The sequence below is a fragment of the Streptomyces sp. AK08-02 genome, from assembly GCF_033795085.1.
Lineage (GTDB): Bacteria > Actinomycetota > Actinomycetes > Streptomycetales > Streptomycetaceae > Streptomyces > Streptomyces echiniscabiei.
The window spans coordinates 164,554-182,938 of sequence record NZ_JARAZV010000021.1 but is presented as its reverse complement, the minus strand read 5'-3'; the positions used below and the strand labels follow the sequence as shown (position 1 = coordinate 182,938).

Here is an 18,385-nt window from a genome sequence, read left to right as displayed (position 1 = left end):
CCTTCGTACTCACCCAAGAGACTCTCTCAGGCTTTCCTCCGGGCAGTTTCCCTTCGGTCTTGCGTTTCCGACTCTATCAGACCGTTTCCGTATCCGATTCCCTGTCGGCGGGAGTGCCTCAGACTTTTGGCTTTCGCCTGTCGGCCTTTCGACATTCACTACGTTAGCCGATTCCCTCGGTAACTCATAATCGAGTTCCGCGCGTTCGCAATTCAGGGTGCAGGCACGCCGAAATTGCCCCCGCTGAGAGGGAGTCGTAGGTAGTGGTTTGGCCGCTTCCGGCTGCAGGCGATCGCCGTACCCGGGTCAAGCGGCTCGGACTACCTTACGGACCCCCCAAGAGGCCGTCAAGTTGAGCGACGACGAGGTGCATGGGCCCGATAGGGGCTCACCGTAGGGTCGTTGGTGATCCAGAAACGCCAGGGATGGACGCCACCGTCGCCGGCCACACCGGTGCGTGGACCACTGCTCACCTGGTCCGTGGTGACAGGGGTGCCGGTCAGGACCGTGATCGACGCGGCTCCGGTCGCGCAGGCGTCCGTACCGTCGAGGGCTCTGTCCACATCGAGGGCGGTGGCCAGACGGGCCGGGCCTTTGGCCAGTTCCCTGTCGTTTCGGGCTGAAAATCGCCGTTTACGGGCAAGCCCGGCACCCTCGATGATCTCGCCGGCACGGAGCAGGACCCCGCTTGCCGTGCCCTCGGCGCCGCACACCAGGTTCATGCAGTGCCACATGCCGTAGGTGAAGTAGACGTACACATGCCCGGGCGGACCGAACATCACGCTGTTGCGGGGTGTGGGGCCGCGATAGGCGTGGGAGCCGGGGTCGTTGGGGCCGTCGTACGCCTCTACCTCTGTGAGGCGCAGTTCGATCGGACCGTCCGGTGTGGTGCGTACGACGACGCGGCCGAGGAGATCGGGGGCCACCTCCAGTACTGGCCGGTCGAAGAACTCCCTGGAGAGGGGCGTACGGTCAGCGGGCGCGATCATGCCGTCCGAGCGTAGTGCAGGTGTGTCTCGGTGAACGGGGTGGCCAGGAAGCGTCCGGCTTGCCAGGGTGAGGGCGGAACCGGTCACGGTCGGATCGCGTTTCTAAGGATCAAGGGATCGCAAGGATCGCTGGACAAGGGAGAGACATGGCGTTCAAGAAGCTGCTCGCGAGCCTGGGTGCCGGTGGGGCTTCGGTCGAGACGGTGTTGACAGAGGTCAACGTCGTTCCGGGCGGTGTCGTCCAGGGTGAGGTGCGGATCCAGGGTGGTTCCGTCAACCAGCAGATCGAGGGGCTGTCCGTCGGGCTCCAGGCCAAGGTCGAGGTAGAGGGCGGCGACCAGGAGTACAAGCAGGACATCGAGTTCACGAAGGTGCGGCTGGGCGGCGCCTTCGAGGTCCAGGCCGGTGCCGTGCACGTCGTGCCGTTCGGGCTGGAGATCCCGTGGGAGACGCCGGTCACGATGATCGACGGTCAGGCGCTGCGCGGTATGCACATCGGAGTGACCACCGAGCTGGCGATCGCCCGTGCCATCGACTCCGGAGACCTGGACCCCATCAACGTGCACCCGTTGCCCGCGCAGAAGGCGATCCTGGACGCCTTCGTCCAGTTGGGCTTCCGTTTCAAGAACGCGGACCTTGAGCGGGGTCACATTCGCGGTACCCGGCAGAAGCTTCCCTTCTACCAGGAGGTCGAGTTCTTCCCGCCGTCGCAGTACCGGGGCCTCAACCAGGTCGAGTTGAGCTTCGTCGCCGACGAGCACGCGATGGACGTCGTGCTGGAGATGGACAAGAAGCCCGGCCTGTTCAGCGAGGGCAGTGACACCTTCCGGTCGTTCCAGGTGGGCTTGCACGACTACCAGAGCACGGACTGGGCGGCGTACCTCAATCAGTGGCTGGCCGAGGTCGGCAGCAAGCGCAGCTGGTTCTAGTAGCGTCGCTGTACGAAGACAGACACGTATCCGGGTCGATCCACCAGGAGGTACCGAGGTGACCGAGCTCAAGAGGCCGCCGCTGCCGCACGACTTCCATCCGCCCGTGCCGTCATTCACGGTCACGAGTGAGGATGTCGAGGCGGGTGCGACGCTCAAGGACGCTCAGGTCTACGCGTCCGGCAACACCTCGCCGCAGCTGCGGTGGGAGGGGTTCCCGCCGGAGACCATGAGTTTCGCCGTCACCTGCTACGACCCGGACGCGCCCACGGGCAGCGGGTTCTGGCACTGGGTCGCGTTCGACATCCCGGCCTCGGTGACCGAGTTGCCGGCGGGTGCGGGCAGCGGCAAGTTCGAGGGGCTTCCCGAGAGTGTGGTCCAGGTGCGCAACGACTACGGCACACGGGACTTCGGCGGCGCGGCACCGCCGGCCGGGGACGGTCCGCACCGGTACGTGTTCACGGTGTACGCCGTGGACCAGGAGAAGCTGGGTCCGGACGCGGACGCGTCGCCCGCGGTCATCGGATTCAACCTGCGGTTCCACGCGATCGCGCGTGCCCAACTCGTAGGTGAGTACGAGGTTCCCGCCGAAGACTGACGTTCATTCAACGTTTGCCCGCCTCTGGTCATGGAAGTGATCAGAGGCGGGCATTTTTATTGCGTTGTCCATCTCGGCGTGCCCGGCCAGAGTTGATCCAAGCCCGCCACGCGGTGGGCCGGTGAGCAGAGGAGGTGGGCTGGATGCGGGACACGCTGGTACTGAACGCGAGCTTCGAGCCACTGTCGACGGTGACGTTGAACCGGGCCGTCGTTCTGGTGCTGCAGGACAAGGCTGTTGTCGAGCAGGCCCACCCCGAGATCCGTATGCGCGGAGCCGCTGTCGACATACCCGCGCCGCGTGTGATCAGGCTCTGCCGCTATGTCCGGGTGCCGTTCCGAAGACAAGCTCCGTGGTCGAGGCGGGGTGTGCTGGTCCGGGACCGGCACAAGTGCGCGTACTGCGGCCGACGGGCGACGACCGTGGACCATGTGGTGCCGCGGGCGCAGGGCGGGCAGGACTCCTGGCTGAACACCGTCGCGTCGTGTGCGGAGGACAACCACCGCAAGGCGGCCCGGACTCCGGATCAGGCGGGGATGCCGCTGCTGCGGCAGCCGTTCGAGCCGTCGCCCGCGGACGCGATGCTTCTGTCCTTGGGGCAGGGGGAGTTCGAGGCGCTGCCTGAGTGGTTGACGCAGCCGGCGGCGTAGTTCTGTGCGGGTGGGACTTTTTGGGGTCCACCGGTGAGTGGTTGGCCGCCGGTTGAGTGTGGCTTGTCGCGCGGTTCCCCGCGCCCCTACAGGGCGCGGGGACAGTCGCTGGAGTTCTCAGGAGACGTCAGTCCGTGATTGACGGCTTCTCTCGGCGTTCGGTGCCGCCGCCCGAGTTGCCTCCGTCGCCCGAACCGCCGCCCGGGTTACCGAAGTTGCCGAGGTTGCCCATGGCGCCGGACAGGCCCTTGAGGGCGTCGCCGATTTCGCTGGGCACGATCCAGAGCTTGTTGGCGTCGCCCTGGGCGATCTTCGGGAGCATCTGGAGGTACTGGTAGGAGAGGAGCTTCTGGTCCGGGTCGCCGGCGTGGATGGCCTCGAAGACCGTGCGGACGGCCTGGGCCTCGCCCTCGGCGCGCAGGGCGGCTGCCTTGGCCTCACCTTCGGCGCGCAGGATCGCGGACTGCTTCTCACCTTCCGCGGTGAGGATCTGGGACTGGCGGATACCTTCGGCGGTGAGGATCGCGGCGCGCTTGTCACGGTCGGCGCGCATCTGCTTCTCCATCGAGTCCTGGATGGAGGTCGGCGGCTCGATCGCCTTCAGCTCGACACGGTTGACGCGGATGCCCCACTTGCCGGTGGCCTCGTCGAGGACTCCGCGCAGGGCCGCGTTGATCTCCTCGCGGGAGGTCAGGGTCCGCTCCAGGTCCATGCCGCCGATGATGTTGCGGAGCGTGGTGACAGTGAGCTGCTCGATGGCCTGGATGTAGCTGGCGACCTCGTACGTCGCCGCCCGCGCGTCCGTGACCTGGTAGTAGATGACGGTGTCGATGTTGACGACCAGGTTGTCCTGGGTGATCACCGGCTGCGGTGGGAACGGTACGACCTGCTCACGGAGGTCGATGCGGTTGCGGATGGTGTCGATGAACGGAACGACGATGTTCAGGCCCGCGTTGAGTGTCCGCGTGTACCGGCCGAACCGTTCCACGATGGCTGCGCTGGCCTGTGGAATGACCTGGATGGTCTTGATCAGGGCGATGAAGACCAACACCACCAGAATGATCAGGACGATGATGATGGGTTCCATCGTGGATCCCCGTACCCTTCTCCGCCGTGGCGCTTACGGAAAGATCGTATGCCTGATGAAGATCTTGCTTGTCGAAGATCTTGCTGGTCGAGTGTGACAGACCGTCGGGTGCCTGTGGGACGTTCCGATCACTTGCGCCGTGCAGAGGTCACATGACGATCGCCGTGGCCCCCTCGATCTCGACGACGTCCACCTCCTGGCCTACTTCGTAGGCGAGTTGGGTGTCCAGGGAGCGGGCCGACCAGATCTCTCCGGCGAGCTTGATCCGGCCACCGGCGCCGTCGACGCGTTCCAGGACGACGGCCTGTTTGCCCTTCAACGCGTCGATTCCGGAGAGGTGTTGGGGCCGGTCCGCGCGCTGCCGAGTCGCGATGGGCCGTACGACGGCGATGAGCGCGGTCGACACGACGGCGAACAGGAGCACCTGGACGACCACCCCGGCGCCGAGTCCGGCCGCGCCGGCACCCGCCAGCGCGCCCACGGCGAGCATGCCGAACTCCGGCATCGCGGTCACCACGAGCGGGATACCCAGCGCCACCGCGCCGACGAGCCACCACACCCATGCGTCGATGTCGTTCACATCGTCATGGTAGGTCCGCGGGCCTGGTCACCGACAGTGCGCCGATCAACTTGGCACAGGGTTCTTCCAGTTGGTCCACCAGTTGTTCCACAGGGTGCCTCGTGTGCCGTCAGGCCATCGGCAGGCCCTGCGCGGTCCAGCGTTCGCCGCGCTGCTCGACGACGAGGGGGAGGCCGAAGCACATCGACAGGTTGCGGGAGGTGAGTTCGAGCTCCAGCGGGCCGGCGGCGAGCACCTTGCCCTGACGGATCATCAGGACGTGGGTGAAGCCCGGGGCGATCTCCTCGACATGGTGCGTGACCATGATCATGGAGGGCGCGATGGGGTCGCGGGCGAGTCGGCCGAGACGGCGTACGAGGTCCTCGCGGCCGCCGAGGTCGAGGCCCGCGGCGGGCTCGTCGAGGAGCAGCAGCTCCGGGTCGGTCATCAGGGCGCGGGCGATGAGAGTGCGCTTGCGCTCGCCCTCGGAGAGGGTGCCGAAGCGGCGGTCGAGGTAGTCGCTCATGCCGAGGCGGTCGAGGAAGGCGCGGGCGCGCCGTTCGTCGATGTCCTCGTACTCCTCCTGCCAGCCGGCTGTCATGCCGTACGCGGCGGTCAGCACCGTCTGGAGCACGGTCTGGCGCCTGGGCAGCTTGTCGACCATGGCGATGCCGGCCATGCCGATGCGTGGACGCAGTTCGAAGACATCGACCTTGCCGAGGGTCTCACCGAGGATGGTGGCGGTGCCCTGGCTGGGGTAGAGGTAGCTGGAAGCGAGGTTCAGGAGGGTCGTCTTCCCGGCGCCGTTCGGGCCGAGGATGACCCAGCGTTCGCCTTCCTTGACCGACCAGGAGACCTGGTCCACCAGAGCCCGGCCCTCGCGGACCACGGATACGTCCTCCAGCTCCAGAACATCGCTCATGAGCGGGTTGTCTCCCCTTGCAGTGTCGGCCAGTCTCACGTCGTGTGCGCCTGTGGGCGCAGCCCCCCACGAAATCTACGCCACCGGTCGGCCCGTCCCTCCCCTCGGTCGGTCCTTAGGGTGGGGGGCATGCTCTCGGAACCACGCTCAGGACGACTGGCCGCATGGGGAAATGCCCTGTTGGCCGGACTTGTTTCGCCGGACGACGCGGTGCTGGCCATTGTCGGGGAGGACGCGGTGCACCGGGTCGAGGGGATGCCCGGTGAGTCGGCGCCCGTCGGTCTCACGCTCGCACTGGGGCGGCTGCGGGCGCTCGGTGCGTCCGGGCTCCGGCTCGCGCTGCCCGCGCCCGGGCATCCGCTCGGGCTGAGCGGGCCCCCCGAGTTCAACGCGCGGGCGCTGGAGGCGGAGGAGGCGGTGATCTGCGAGGGGGCCGCGCTGGGGCTGGTGCCGGAGGTGTCCGAGGCCGGGCCGGCCGGAGACGTACATGTCGAGGTCGTCTGGCACTGTCTGCCGGTGCGGGAGGCGCCGCCCGCCGACGTGCCGTCCCTCGGAGAGGCCGAGCGGGAGTTGGCGGAGGCGCTGCGGGACGCGACGGCGGTGTTGGCGCGGTTGGACGTCGCCGGGTCGGGGCCGGTCGCGGAGGCGGCCGTCGACGCGTACCGGGCTCGGGCGGAGCGGGGGCGCGAGGTGCTGGCGCCGGGGTATCCGCCGCGGGCGGTACGGGTGTTGGAGCTTGCGCAGCGGGTGGGGCTGCTGGTCTCGGTGGCGTCCGAGAACGGGCCCGGCGGGGCGGTGAGCGCGTCGGAGATCGCGGCGCGGGCGGAGGCGTTGCGGCCGGTGGAGCGGACGGCTCGGCGGGCGCAGGTCGCGGCGTACAACTCCGTTGTGGAGGAGCGGGGGGTGCGGTGAGGTTGGCTCTGCCGGGCGGGGAGTTGGTGTGGGCCTCGCTGGGGGCTGCCGCCCCCAGACCCCCGCTCCGGCCCTGGACGGGCCTTGTCCTCAAGCGCCGGACGGGCTGGAAACGCGGGCCTGCGCTGGAAAGGCGCGGCCGGGGCTGCAGGTGCGCCGGACGGGCTGGAAATGCGGGCCTGCGCTGGAAAGGTGCGGCCAGGCTGTGGGCGCGCCGGACAGGCTGGGGGTGCCGTCCCGGCCGGGAGTCGAAAGCCCCGACCGGCCCCCCGAGTGTGACCCGGGAGGCCGGAGGTCAGAGCCTCAGTGACTCGGTGTCGCGGTGCCTCAGTGGTTGAGGCCGAGGTTGCCGAAGGCCGGGTTCAGCACGCCGATGACGTTGACGCTGTTGCCCACCACGTTCACCGGGATGTGCACCGGGGCCTGGACGAGGTTGCCGGAGGCGACGCCCGGCGAGCCGATGGCCTGACCGTTGGCGTGCGCGCCCTCGGTGGCGGAGGCGAAACCGGCGCCGGCGGCGACCAGGCTGCCCGCCACCATCGTCACAGCGGCGGCCTTCTTCAGGTTCTTCATGTCTGAGCCCTCCCATTTGCGTTCACCGCGGCAGGTCGCCGCGGCACGCACTGGAGAACGCCGGAGATCCACGAAGGATGCGCCATCCGGGGGACATTCCCACGACGGTATGAATCTCAGCCCGGAAGGGAACGTTCCGTGTTGCCAGGCATCAGGCCATACCGTGACGTACCGCCCACAACGCCGCCTGCGTTCGGTCCGCCACGTCGAGTTTCATCAGGATGTTCGAGACATGCGTCTTGACCGTCTTCTCGGACAGCACCAGGGCGCGGGCGATCTCGCGGTTCGAGCGGCCGTCCGCGATCAGCGCCAGTACCTCCCGCTCCCGCTCGGTGAGCGAGCCGCCCCTTCCCTGGCCCGGGTGGGTCTCCTCCTGGGTCAGCAGCGCGTCGGCGACCTCGGGCTGCAGCAGGATGTGTCCCGCGTGCACGGAACGGATGGCGCCGGCGAGGGCGTCCGGGTCGATGTCCTTGTAGACGTACCCGGCGGCGCCGGCGCGGAGCGCGGGGACCACCGTGCGCTGCTCGGTGAAGCTCGTGACGATGAGCACGCGCGCGGGGTTGTCGAGTTCGCGGAGTCTGCGCAGCGCCTCGACGCCGTCCATGCCCGGCATCTTGACGTCCATGAGGACGACGTCCGGTTGCAGTTCCTGTGCGCGGTCGACTCCCTCGGCGCCGTCCGACGCCTCGCCCACGACCTCGATGTCGTCCTGCACCTCAAGGAACGTGCGCAGGCCCCGGCGGACCACCTGGTGGTCGTCGACGAGCAGAACCCTGATCGCGTCAGCCACCGGGGACCTCCATCTCGATCGTGGTGCCCTTTCCGGGGGCCGACTCCACGTCCAGTCGGCCGCCGGCCCCGCTCGCCCGGTCCCGCATGGAGACCAGCCCGAGGTGGCGTCCGGCGGCTCGTATCGCCGTCGGGTCGAAGCCGCTGCCGTCGTCGGTGACGCGCAGGGCGGTGCCGCCCTGACCGCGCCTCTCCAGGGTCACCTCCACCCGGGCCGCCCCGGAGTGCCTCAGCGCGTTGTGCAGGGCCTCCTGGGCGACTCTCAGCAGAGCCTCCTCCTGGGCGGCCGGAAGGGCGCGGACTCCATGGCTGTCGAAGGTCACGCGCGCGGAGTGCGCGCGGTCGAGGACCTGGATGTGCGTGCGGAGCGTGGCGATCAGGCCGTCCTCGTCCAGCGCGGTGGGTCGGAGCTCCACGACGGCGGCGCGCAGTTCGTCGGCCGCCTCCGCGGCGAGCGCCGCCACCTGTTGCAGTTCGCCCTTGGCGCGGGCGGGGTCACGGTCCACGAGGGTGGCGGCGGCCTGGGCCGTCAGTCGCAGGGAGAACAGCTTCTGGCTGACCGCGTCGTGCAGTTCGTGGGCGAGGCGTGAGCGTTCCTCGGCGATGGTCAGTTCGCGGCTGCGCTCGTAGAGGCGGGCGTTGGTCAGGGCGATCGCCGCGTGCTGGGCCAGGATGGCGAGGAGGTCCTCGTCGTCCTCCGTGAAACCGCAGCCGCCGGTCGGTTTCGGGCACCTCTTGTTGGCCAGGAACAAAGCGCCCAGTACTTCGTCGCCGTCCCGGATCGGCAGGCCCAGGAAGTCCGACATGTCGGGGTGGGCGGAGGGCCAGCCCTCGAAGCGCGGGTCCTGGCGGACGTCGGCCAGGCGCTCGGGCCGGGCCTCGTGCAGCATCGCGGCGAGGATGCCGTGCTGGCGCGGGAGCGGGCCGATGGCCTTCCACTGGGCGTCACTGACGCCGTCGACCACGAACTGGGCGAAGCCGCCGTGGTCGTCCGGGACCCCAAGCGCCGCGTACTGCGCGTCGAGCAGTTCTCTGGCGGAGGCGACGATCGTCTTGAGGACGTCGCGCACCTCCAGGTGCCTGCTCATGGCCAGCAGCGCGGCGCTCACCGCGGCCAGGCCGGACCGGGATCCCTGACACATGCCCTCACGGTACCGGCGGGGTGTGACAGCGCGTATCCGACCTGTGGCGGCCTTGCCTGGGCCGTAGGGCCTAGGGCGAAGGGCCCCGGTGAGTTGCGGCCGACGCACGAGGCGGCCGGGACGGTCCCGTTCCTACGTTGGGTGTGCTGCCGATCACCGGCAGCCGAGTCGAGGACGAGGGGACGCAGTCATGCCGGTCGCGATCATCACGGGGGCTTCCAAGGGACTGGGGCTGGCGCTGGCCTCGGCGCTGGCGCGACGGGGCTGGGATCTCGTACTGGACGCGAGAACCCCGGAGGTCCTGCACTCCACCGCCGAGTCGCTGGCCGCGTACGGAGGGCGGGTGGAGGCCCTCCCCGGTGATGTCACGGACGCCGGTCATCGTGCCGGGCTGGTGTCGGCGGCGTGGAGGCTGGGCGGTGTGGATCTCCTGGTGAGCAACGCGAGCGCGTTGGGCGCCGAACCGCTCGTACGGCTGGAGGAGCTGTCCCTGGAAGGGCTGCGTCGGGCGCTGGAGGTGAACGTGGTGGCCGCGCTGGGCCTGGTCCAGGAGGCGCTGCCGCTGCTGCGGGGGTCGGCGGCCGGAGCGGTCGTCACCGTCAGTTCGGACGCGGCGGCCGAGGCGTACGAGACATGGGGCGGTTACGGGGCTTCCAAGGCGGCTCTCGACCAGCTGGCGGCGGTGCTCGGGGAGGAGGAGCCCGGGCTGCGGGTCTGGGCGGTGGATCCCGGGGACATGGGGACGGACCTGTACGCGGCGGCCGTACCGGGCGATGAGGATCCGCGTCCGGAGCCGGCCGGTGTCGTCCCGGCTTTTCTGCGGCTGCTGGACGAGCGGCCGGCCAGTGGGCGGTACTCGGCGGCGTCCCTGTTGGAGGCGCGATGACCATGGCCGTACAGGTGCCGGAGGAGCTGTCGGCGCGGGTGCCGGTCGAGCAGCGGGGGCCGGGGCTGGACCGGGACGACGTACGGCTGCTCGTGTCGCGGGGGGCCGCGGTGTCGCATCACGGCTTCGCCGAGCTGCCCCGGCAGCTGCGGGCCGGGGATCTGCTGGTCGTCAACACGTCGCCGACGCTGGCCGCAGCAGTGGACGGGCGGGTCGGGCACGCGCGCGTGGTGGTGCATTTCTCCACGCGCGGGGACGACGGGCGGTGGGCCGTCGAGCTGCGGGATCCCGATGGAAAGGGCACCACGCGCGCGCGTGCGGGCGTATCGGGGACGGCGGTGCGGCTGGCCGGGGGTGTGGGACTGGTTGTCGAGGAACCACTGGCCGCGGGCGGCGCCCGGCTGTGGTGGGCGCGGGTGAGCGGGCCGGTGCCTCCCCTTCTGCGGGAGCACGGGCGGCCCATTCGCTACTCCTATACGGAACGGGATCAGCCGCTGTCCGTGTATCAGACGGTGTTCGCGCTGCCGTCCCGCGACGGAGCGGGCAGCGCGGAGATGCCGAGTGCCGCGCGGCCCTTCACCGCACGGCTGGTGACGGAGCTGGTGAGCCGAGGGGTGCGGTTCGCGCCCGTCAGGCTGCACACCGGGGTCGCTTCGGCAGAGGCGCACGAGCGGCCGTATCCGGAGCGGTTCGCGGTGTCGCGGGCTTCGGCGCGGTTGATCAACGCCGTGCGGGCCGGGGACGGGCGGGTCGTGGCGGTCGGTACGACGGCTGTGCGGGCGGTGGAGTCCGCGACCGGGCCCGACGGTGTCGTCCGGGCGGCCGAGGGGTGGACCGACCTGGTGGTGACGCCGGGGCGCGGCGTACGGGTGGTGGACGGGCTGCTGACGGGGCTGCACGAGCCGGCGGCGTCGCATCTGCTGATGCTGGAGGCGGTCGCGGGGCGGGCGGCGATCGACCGGGGGTACGAGGAGGCGCTGCGCGAGCGGTACCTGTGGCACGAGTTCGGGGACGTGCATCTCCTCCTTCCGGCGGAGGCCTGAGCCAGCACCCTCACGCTGAGCATTGCTCTCGCAACAAATGGTGAGAGGCGCATTCGACCCATGTGAGCCCGCACATAGGACGCACATCACTTACTAGAGGCGATAGGAGACAAACGTCCACCCGGTGAGCGGGAAAGACGCTCCGGTCTGTCCTATTTTGCCCTTCACGGGTCCACTACCCCCCGTAGTACGTCACACCTTTGCCACAGCATTTTGCGGCCGCTAAGAATGGCAGCCGTCGCTCAGCGCCGCGGGTTCCGCCCGCGGCGTTTGTGCCGGAAGCACGCCTGTCCCCCGGACGCCGAGCGACCTCCGCGCTATTCGAAGAGGTCCTACCGCCATGCCCGAGAACACCACCACTTCTGGTCATAGTCGAATATCGACCAGGACCCGCAGGCTCGCGATAGCCGGTGCCGCCACGCTCAGCGCCGCCGCCCTCGCGTTCACGCTCGTGCCGAGCGACAACGCGCGGACCACCTCCGAGGCCGTCTCGGCCGCTCCTGTGGTGTTCAGCCAGGAGCAGCTCAAGGACGTGAAGGCGAGCGTCACCGACCAGCTGGCCGGCGCGACCGTGAAGGCCGAGGCCGCCGCGGCGAAGAAGAAGGCGCTCGACGCCGCCGCCGCGAAGAAGGCCGCCGCGAAGAAGAAGGCAGCGGCGAAGGCCGCGAAGGCGCGCAAGGCGAAGGAGGCCGCGAGCCGGTCCGCCAAGCGGGCCGCGCTCAAGAAGGCCGCCACGAAGACGTACGCCAACAACCTCGACGGCTGGATCCGTGAGGCCCTCGCGATCATGTCGGACAAGGGCATCCCGGGGTCCTACAACGGCCTGTACCGCAACATCATGCGGGAGTCGACGGGCAACCCGAACGCCGTGAACGGCTGGGACGTCAACGCCCAGAACGGTACGCCGTCGATCGGTCTGCTCCAGGTCATCCAGCCGACCTTCAACGCGTACCACGTGTCCGGTACGTCGACGAACATCTACAACCCGGTCGCCAACATCACGGCCGCCGCCAACTACGCGGCCGACAAGTACGGCTCGATCGACAACGTCAACGGCGCGTACTGAGGCCTGCGCGGACCTCTGACTCGTACAGGCGAAAGGGCGGCACCCCCACCGGGGGTGCCGCCCTTCACCGTCGTGCGGCCCCGGTCACTTGCGCATGACCTCGGGCTCGTGGCGGCGCAGGAAGCGGGCCACGAAGAAGCCGCAGATCACGCCGAGCGCGATCAGCGCGACCATGTCGATGCCCCACGCGGTGGCAGTGTGGTCCCAGAGCGGGTCCGTGCTGCCGGGGTCGTCGACGTTCGGGCTGATCTTGTTGAAGTCCAGCGTGGCGCCCGCGGCGGCGACCGCCCAGCGCGACGGCATCAGGTACGAGAACTCGTTGACCCCGATGTTGCCGTGCAGGATGAACAGGCAGCCGGTGAACACGACCTGGATGATCGCGAACATGACGAGCAGCGGCATGGTCTTCTCGGAGGTCTTCACCAAGGAGGAGATGACCAGACCGAACATCATCGACGAGAAGCCGAGCGCCATGATCGGGATGGAGAGTTCGAGCAGCACGAACTTGCCGAAGATCAGGCCCTCGTCGGGAATCGTGCGGCTGGAGAAGCCGATCGCGCCGACCATGAGCCCCTGCAGCACCGTGATGAAGCCGAGGACGATCACCTTGGACATCAGATACGCGGAACGCGACAGGCCGGTCGCGCGCTCCCGTTCGTAGATGACCCGTTCCTTGATCAGCTCACGGACGGAGTTGGCGGCTCCGGCGAAGCAGGCGCCGACCGCGAGGATGAGGAGAACGGTGGTGGCCGTGCCGTTCGGGACGTTGAGGCCGCTTCTGTTGATCTTGCCGGGCAGCAGTGTCTTGTCCGGGTCGATGAGCAGGCTCACCGCGCCGAGCACCGCGGGCAGGATCACCGTCAGCGCCAGGAAGCCCTTGTCCGAGGCGATGACCGTCACGTACCGCCGGATCAGGGTCATCAGCTGGGAGCCCCAGCCCTGTGGCTTGGGCGGGCGCATGGCCTGTGCGGGCGGCATGTCTACGGACTGCGGGGCGACGGCGTCGATGTCCGCGGCGTACATCTGGTAGTGCTGCGAGCCCTTCCAGCGTCCCGCCCAGTCGTAGTCGCGATAGTTCTCGAAGGCGGAGAAGACGTCGGCCCAGGTGTCGTAGCCGAAGAAGTTCAGCGCTTCCTCGGGCGGGCCGAAGTACGCCACGGCGCCGCCCGGTGCCATCACCAGGAGTTTGTCGCAGATCGCCAGTTCGGCCACGGAGTGCGTGACGACCAGGACCGTACGGCCGTCGTCGGCGAGGCCGCGCAGCAGCTGCATGACGTCACGGTCCATGCCCGGGTCGAGGCCGGAGGTCGGTTCGTCCAGGAAGATCAGCGACGGCTTGGTGAGCAGCTCCAGGGCCACCGAGACGCGCTTGCGCTGGCCGCCGGAGAGGGAGGTGACCTTCTTCTCCTTGTGGATGTCGAGCTTCAGCTCGCGCAGCACCTCGCCGATGCGGTGCTCGCGCTCCTCCGTCGTGGTGTCGGCGGGGAAACGCAGCTTGGCCGCGTACTTGAGGGCCTTCTTGACGGTCAGTTCCTTGTGCAGGATGTCGTCCTGCGGGACCAGACCGATGCGCTGGCGCAGCTCGGCGAACTGCTTGTACAGGTTGCGGTTGTCGTAGAGGACGTCGCCCTGGTTGGCGGGCCGGTAGCCGGTGAGCGCCTTCAGGAGCGTCGACTTGCCGGAGCCCGACGGGCCGATGACCGCGATCAGCGACTTCTCCGGGACGCCGAAGGAGACGTCCTTGAGGATCTGCTTGCCGCCGTCCACCGTGACCGTCAGATGGCGGGCCGAGAAGGAGATCTCGCCGGTGTCGACGAACTCCTCCAGACGGTCGCCGACCAGGCGGAACGTGGAGTGGCCGACGCCGACGATGTCGCTCTGGCCGAGCAGCGCCGTGCCGCCCTTGGCGATCGGCATACCGTTGACGTACGTGCCGTTGTGCGAGCCCAGGTCGCGGATCTCGAAGCGGCCGTCGGGCGTCGCGTGGAACTCGGCGTGGTTGCGGGAGACCTGGAGGTCGGAGACGACCAGTTCGTTCTCCAGGGCGCGGCCGATGCGCATCACCCGGCCGAGGAGCAGTTGGTGGAAGGTGGTCGGGCTGCGGTCGCCGTACACCGGCGCCGCCCCTGCCCCTCCCCCCGCCGCCTCCGCGCCGGGGCCCTGCTGCTGCGGGATCGCGCCCGCCTGCTGCTGCGGTTCGGACTGCGGCCAGCTCTGTTCCGGCGTCTGCTGCTGGGGCGGCTGGGCCCAGCTAGGGCTCGCACCCTGAGCCGCGAGCGGCTGCTGCCGCACCTGCGCCACCTGTGGCGTCGCCACCGAGGCGGCACTGCTGGAGAGGCTCAGACGCGGACCGTCGGTCGCGTTGCCGAGATGGACGGCCGAGCCCGGCCCGATCTCCATCTGGTGGATGCGCTGCCCCTGCACGAAGGTGCCGTTGGTGCTTCCGTGGTCCTCGATGACCCAGCTGCGGCTGCCCCAGCTGATCGTGGCGTGCCGCCAGGAGACCCTGGCGTCATCGAGCACGATGTCCCCCTGCGGATCACGTCCGAGGGTGTAGGGCCTGGACGAATCGAGAGTCCAGGTCCGTCCGTTCAATTCCAGTACGAGTTCCGGCACTCCATGCCCCACTGAGTTGTCCCCCGATATCTGCCCCAACACGGGGAGTCTAGGGATGTCGAACATCGTGGGGAACTATTTCAGGCTCAGCCCCCTGACCGAAAGTCGGGCCTTGCGCGCGGGGCGTGGAAGCGGACGGCGACGCGCCGTTGACGGGGTGGAAACCGGCCCGGAGAGTGGTAATCCCACGCGAGGGGGGACACGCGCGGTGCACCGCCGTCGCGCGGATCGGGGGCTGACGATGAACATCGAGACGGCCGAGCAGCGCGGGAGGGTGCCGTGGGGGAACGTGCTGCTCTCCGCGATCTCCGCTGTGAGCTGGGCGTTGATCGCAATGGCGGGCACGGCGGCACTCGGTCTGCATCTGCTGGAGGCGGACGCCACCGCCTCGCTCGGGCCGATGACCGCGGCGGTTGTGGTCCTTGGGGCGGGTGGTTCGGTCACACCGTCCGGTGATGTGTCGGCCTTCGGCCTGAAAGGAGCGGAGGCGGCCACCGCCGTCGAGATCGCGCCACTGGGGGTCGGCCTGGTGGGCGCGGTGCTTCTGTCGTGGTTCTTCCTACGGTCCCTGCGCGGGGCGGGGGCGGTGATCTCCCCGTCCGAACTACTCGCGCGCGCGGGTGCGGTGACCGCCCTCTTCGTGGCCACGCTGGGCGGGCTGGCCTGGGCGGGGCACGACGTCATCACGATCGACGGCGGCGCTCTGGGCCTCGACGACCTCCCGGGCACGGGCGGCGGCGGGGGCTCGGGGGGCGGCGGTATCGACATCCCGGGGCTCGGTGACATCAGCGGGCTGCTGCCCGACCGGGTCGGCGACCTGATCGACGCGAAGGCGGCGGTCGGCTTCACCGTCGACACGCTCCCCACGCTGCTCGGCGGCCTGGTCTGGGCGGCCGGAGTCCTGACGATCGCCCTGCTGGCCTCACGCCGCACTCCCCTGCCGCGCGGCTGGGAAACGGTCCATCGCGTCGTACGTCCGGCGGCTTCCGCCCTGGTCACCGTGGCGCTGGTGGCGGTCGCGGCGGGGTTCGCGGCTGCCGGGTACGCGGCGATCGGCGACGCCCACCCCAAACGCATCGCGGGCGCGGCCCTGCTCGGCGCCCCCAACGGGGTCTGGCTGGGTGTCACGATCGGTCTGTTCGTCCCGTTCGACGGCAGCGCGTCCGGGGTGCTGGTGAACGTCCTCCCGGATCCCCTGGACCGGCTCCTCAGCTCGGCGGACGACCAGTCGGTCAGCCTCGGCAGACTGGCGGAACTGGACAGCCGGGTGTGGCTGCTGGGGGTCGCGGCGGCCTTGATGATGCTGCTGGCGGGCATCCTCGCGGCGGCACGGACACCGCTGGCCCGGGGTGTCGCGCCGGACGACGTCGGGGCGCGGGTGCCCCTCGCCGTACGGGATCCAGGTGCCCTGCGTTTCGCCGGCCGGTGCGCGTTGCGGCTGGGGGTGGTGACCGCGGTGGCGCTGCCGCTGGTCGCCTGGCTGGCGGAGGTGTCCGTGGACGCCTCGATCTCGGTCCTGGGCTTCGACGCGTTCGGCGCCGGAATCGAACTGCGCGGGCAGTTGGTCGCGGCCGTGCTGCTGGGTGCGGTGTGGGGGGCGGGAGCGGGAGCCGTCGGAGCGCTGCTGGCGTATGTGAGCGGGGCGGCCGGGTGGCGGGCGGTGCCGTTGGCTCTGGGTGATGTGTGGACGGGCGGTGACGTGGGGGCGGGCGCGCACGGGGCGGGGGCGGCGAGGGGGCTGACAGTCGCGGCGACCGGGGAAGGGGAAGCGGGGTACGGCGTTCACGAGCAGGTCGGTGGCCGGGGTCCGTATGCCGGCCCGTACGCACCCGGTTCGCCGTACCGGCCGCCCAACCGCGACACCAATCCGTATCTACGGCTGCCCGGCGGGCTTGTGGAACCCGAGGACGCGCGGCCGGCCGAGGCCGGGCAGCCCTACGGAAGCGGGTGGGGCCCGGACGGGCGGTCGCCCTACGAGGGCGGCCGGGCGCCCGATGCCCCGTCCACGGAGGCGCGGTCGCCCGACCGGAGCAGCGCACCCGAATCGGCCGGTTCCGGCGAGGGAGAGGGCGAAGGAGAGGGACCGCCGGAGAACCTGTACGGGCTTCCCACCATGGCCAGGCCGCTCTCGCCGCCTCCGCGACGGCCCGGGCGGCGTGGAGGGAGTTCGTCGGGGCCCGTACCGGAGAAGCGGACTCCTCCCCCGCCACCGCCACCGCCTGCACCGCCCCCGCCGGGCACACCCAAGGGACGGCGCTGACCTGCCCGTAAGGTCTTCGCCATCCTCACGAAACGTACTGTTCGCCGTCCGTCAGGCGGACCGCATGCGCGGGAGGCACTGGGTGCCGGATACGGTGGAAACACCATGAACGCTACGCAGACCGCTGACGTACCCACCCTTCTCGTCAAAATCTTCGGCAAGGACAGGCCGGGCATCACCGCCGGTCTGTTCGACACCCTTGCCGCCTACTCCGTGGACGTCGTCGACATCGAGCAGGTCGTCACGCGTGGCCGCATGGTGCTGTGCGCGCTGGTGACCCAGCCGCCCGCCGGTATCGAGGGTGATCTCCGGGCCACCGTCCACAGCTGGGCGGAGTCGATGAAGATGCAGGCGGAGATCATCTCCGGCCTCGGCGACAACCGGCCGCGTGGGCTCGGGCGTTCCGTCGTCACCGTGCTCGGGCATCCGCTGACCGCCGAGTCGACCGCGGCGATCGCCGCCCGGATCACCCGCACCGGCGGCAATATCGACCGTATCTTCCGGCTCGCCAAGTACCCCGTGACAGCGGTCGAGTTCGCCGTCTCCGGTGTGGCGACCGAGCCGCTGCGCACCGCTCTGGTCACCGATGCGGCGGCACTCGGTGTCGACGTCGCGGTGGTCGCGGCCGGGCTGCACCGGCGGGCGCAGCGTCTGGTCGTCATGGATGTGGACTCGACACTCATCCAGGACGAGGTGATCGAGCTCTTCGCCGCGCACGCGGGCTGCGAGGACGAGGTGGCCGAGGTGACCGCCGCCGCGATGCGTGGGGAACTGGACTTCGAGCAGTCGCTGCACGCGCGTGTGGCGCTGCTCAAGGGACTCGACGAGTCGGTGGTGGAGAAGGTGCGCAGCGAGGTACGGCTCACGCCGGGTGCGCGCACGCTGATCCGTACGCTGAAGCGGCTCGGGTTCGAGGTCGGCGTCGTCTCGGGTGGGTTCACCCAGGTCACGGACGATCTCAAGGAGCGGCTCGGGCTGGACTTCGCCCAGGCCAACACGTTGGAGATCGTCGACGGGAAGCTGACGGGCAGGGTCGTCGGCGAGATCGTGGACCGGGCGGGCAAGGCCCGGCTGCTTCGGCGGTTCGCGGCGGCGGCCGGGGTGCCGCTGGATCAGACCGTGGCGATCGGCGACGGGGCGAACGATCTGGACATGCTGAACGCGGCGGGGCTCGGCGTCGCCTTCAACGCCAAGCCGGTCGTGCGGGAGGCCGCGCACACCGCGGTGAACTTCCCCTTCCTCGACACCGTGCTGTATCTGCTGGGTGTCACTCGGGAAGAGGTCGAGGCGGCGGACACCCACGAGTAGCCCTGGGTACGGGCCGCAGGCTGTGAGACGGCCCGTTCCCCTTCGTTCTTGCGGAA

Annotated in this window: 17 protein-coding genes; 9 read left to right on the top strand and 8 right to left on the bottom strand. The window is 69.7% G+C overall.

The features are described from left to right. Window positions 1–347: 347 nt before the first annotated feature. On the bottom strand, window positions 348–989 hold the full coding sequence (locus PV734_RS37590) for a DNA-3-methyladenine glycosylase (protein WP_319293870.1): 642 nt from the start codon (window positions 987–989) through the stop codon (window positions 348–350). 146 nt (window positions 990–1,135) lie between these two features. Here PV734_RS37590 and PV734_RS37585 point away from each other — a divergent pair, with 146 nt between their 5' ends. From PV734_RS37585 to PV734_RS37575, 3 genes are all read left to right on the top strand, one after another. Next, window positions 1,136–1,918 (top strand): sporulation protein, encoded by a 783-nt coding sequence (locus tag PV734_RS37585; RefSeq protein ID WP_319093885.1) that lies wholly within the window; start codon window positions 1,136–1,138, stop codon window positions 1,916–1,918. Between the two features lie 58 nt (window positions 1,919–1,976). Continuing rightward, on the top strand, window positions 1,977–2,516 hold the full coding sequence (locus PV734_RS37580) for a YbhB/YbcL family Raf kinase inhibitor-like protein (protein ID WP_319093884.1): 540 nt from the start codon (window positions 1,977–1,979) through the stop codon (window positions 2,514–2,516). A gap of 143 nt (window positions 2,517–2,659) precedes the next feature. Beyond that, complete coding sequence (locus tag PV734_RS37575) at window positions 2,660–3,166, top strand: HNH endonuclease (RefSeq protein ID WP_319093883.1); 507 nt, start codon at window positions 2,660–2,662, stop codon at window positions 3,164–3,166. A gap of 127 nt (window positions 3,167–3,293) precedes the next feature. On the opposite strand, the gene PV734_RS37570 is transcribed toward PV734_RS37575, so the two are convergent. The 3 genes from PV734_RS37570 to PV734_RS37560 form a co-directional block, all read right to left on the bottom strand. Continuing rightward, the gene (locus PV734_RS37570; RefSeq protein WP_319093882.1) at window positions 3,294–4,253 is read right to left on the bottom strand and encodes an SPFH domain-containing protein; all 960 of its coding nucleotides are present in this window, start codon (window positions 4,251–4,253) and stop codon (window positions 3,294–3,296) included. A 148-nt stretch (window positions 4,254–4,401) separates the two neighbouring features. After that, window positions 4,402–4,833 (bottom strand): NfeD family protein, encoded by a 432-nt coding sequence (locus PV734_RS37565; RefSeq protein WP_319093881.1) that lies wholly within the window; start codon window positions 4,831–4,833, stop codon window positions 4,402–4,404. Window positions 4,834–4,942: 109 nt separating this feature from the next. Further along, window positions 4,943–5,734, bottom strand: a complete 792-nt coding sequence (locus PV734_RS37560) for an ABC transporter ATP-binding protein (protein ID WP_319093880.1) — start codon at window positions 5,732–5,734, stop codon at window positions 4,943–4,945. Between the two features lie 129 nt (window positions 5,735–5,863). Between PV734_RS37560 and PV734_RS37555 the strand changes: the two genes are divergently transcribed. Continuing rightward, window positions 5,864–6,646, top strand: a complete 783-nt coding sequence (locus PV734_RS37555; RefSeq protein ID WP_319093879.1) for a hypothetical protein — start codon at window positions 5,864–5,866, stop codon at window positions 6,644–6,646. A gap of 327 nt (window positions 6,647–6,973) precedes the next feature. Here PV734_RS37555 and chpE read toward each other — a convergent pair whose 3' ends face one another. The 3 genes from chpE to PV734_RS37540 form a co-directional block, all read right to left on the bottom strand. Further along, window positions 6,974–7,219, bottom strand: a complete 246-nt coding sequence (gene chpE, locus PV734_RS37550) for a chaplin ChpE (RefSeq protein WP_055535068.1) — start codon at window positions 7,217–7,219, stop codon at window positions 6,974–6,976. A gap of 151 nt (window positions 7,220–7,370) precedes the next feature. Then, window positions 7,371–8,009 (bottom strand): response regulator transcription factor, encoded by a 639-nt coding sequence (locus tag PV734_RS37545; protein ID WP_319093878.1) that lies wholly within the window; start codon window positions 8,007–8,009, stop codon window positions 7,371–7,373. Next, window positions 8,002–9,150 carry a GAF domain-containing sensor histidine kinase gene (locus tag PV734_RS37540; RefSeq protein ID WP_319293868.1) on the bottom strand — a complete coding sequence of 383 codons (1,149 nt, stop codon included), beginning with the start codon at window positions 9,148–9,150 and terminating at the stop codon, window positions 8,002–8,004. Before PV734_RS37540 ends, PV734_RS37545 begins: the two co-directional genes overlap by 8 nt. Window positions 9,151–9,340: 190 nt before the next feature. Between PV734_RS37540 and PV734_RS37535 the strand changes: the two genes are divergently transcribed. The 3 genes from PV734_RS37535 to PV734_RS37525 all read left to right on the top strand — a co-directional run bounded on the left by PV734_RS37535 (window position 9,341) and on the right by PV734_RS37525 (window position 12,145). Continuing rightward, window positions 9,341–10,036: an SDR family oxidoreductase gene (locus tag PV734_RS37535; RefSeq protein WP_319293866.1), complete on the top strand. Its 696-nt coding sequence runs from the start codon at window positions 9,341–9,343 to the stop codon at window positions 10,034–10,036. Next, window positions 10,033–11,079, top strand: a complete 1,047-nt coding sequence (locus tag PV734_RS37530; RefSeq protein WP_319293864.1) for an S-adenosylmethionine:tRNA ribosyltransferase-isomerase — start codon at window positions 10,033–10,035, stop codon at window positions 11,077–11,079. The genes PV734_RS37535 and PV734_RS37530 overlap by 4 nt, the downstream gene beginning before the upstream one ends. Before the next feature lie 340 nt (window positions 11,080–11,419). Continuing rightward, window positions 11,420–12,145 (top strand): transglycosylase SLT domain-containing protein, encoded by a 726-nt coding sequence (locus tag PV734_RS37525; RefSeq protein ID WP_319093874.1) that lies wholly within the window; start codon window positions 11,420–11,422, stop codon window positions 12,143–12,145. Between the two features lie 84 nt (window positions 12,146–12,229). On the opposite strand, the gene PV734_RS37520 is transcribed toward PV734_RS37525, so the two are convergent. Then, complete coding sequence (locus PV734_RS37520; protein WP_319293862.1) at window positions 12,230–14,761, bottom strand: FHA domain-containing protein; 2,532 nt, start codon at window positions 14,759–14,761, stop codon at window positions 12,230–12,232. 241 nt (window positions 14,762–15,002) lie between these two features. Between PV734_RS37520 and PV734_RS37515 the strand changes: the two genes are divergently transcribed. Then, window positions 15,003–17,021, top strand: coding sequence for a streptophobe family protein (locus tag PV734_RS37515; protein ID WP_319093872.1), 2,019 nt, complete (start codon window positions 15,003–15,005; stop codon window positions 17,019–17,021). A gap of 105 nt (window positions 17,022–17,126) precedes the next feature. Then, window positions 17,127–18,329 carry a phosphoserine phosphatase SerB gene (gene serB / locus PV734_RS37510; RefSeq protein WP_319093871.1) on the top strand — a complete coding sequence of 401 codons (1,203 nt, stop codon included), beginning with the start codon at window positions 17,127–17,129 and terminating at the stop codon, window positions 18,327–18,329. Window positions 18,330–18,385: the final 56 nt, after the last annotated feature.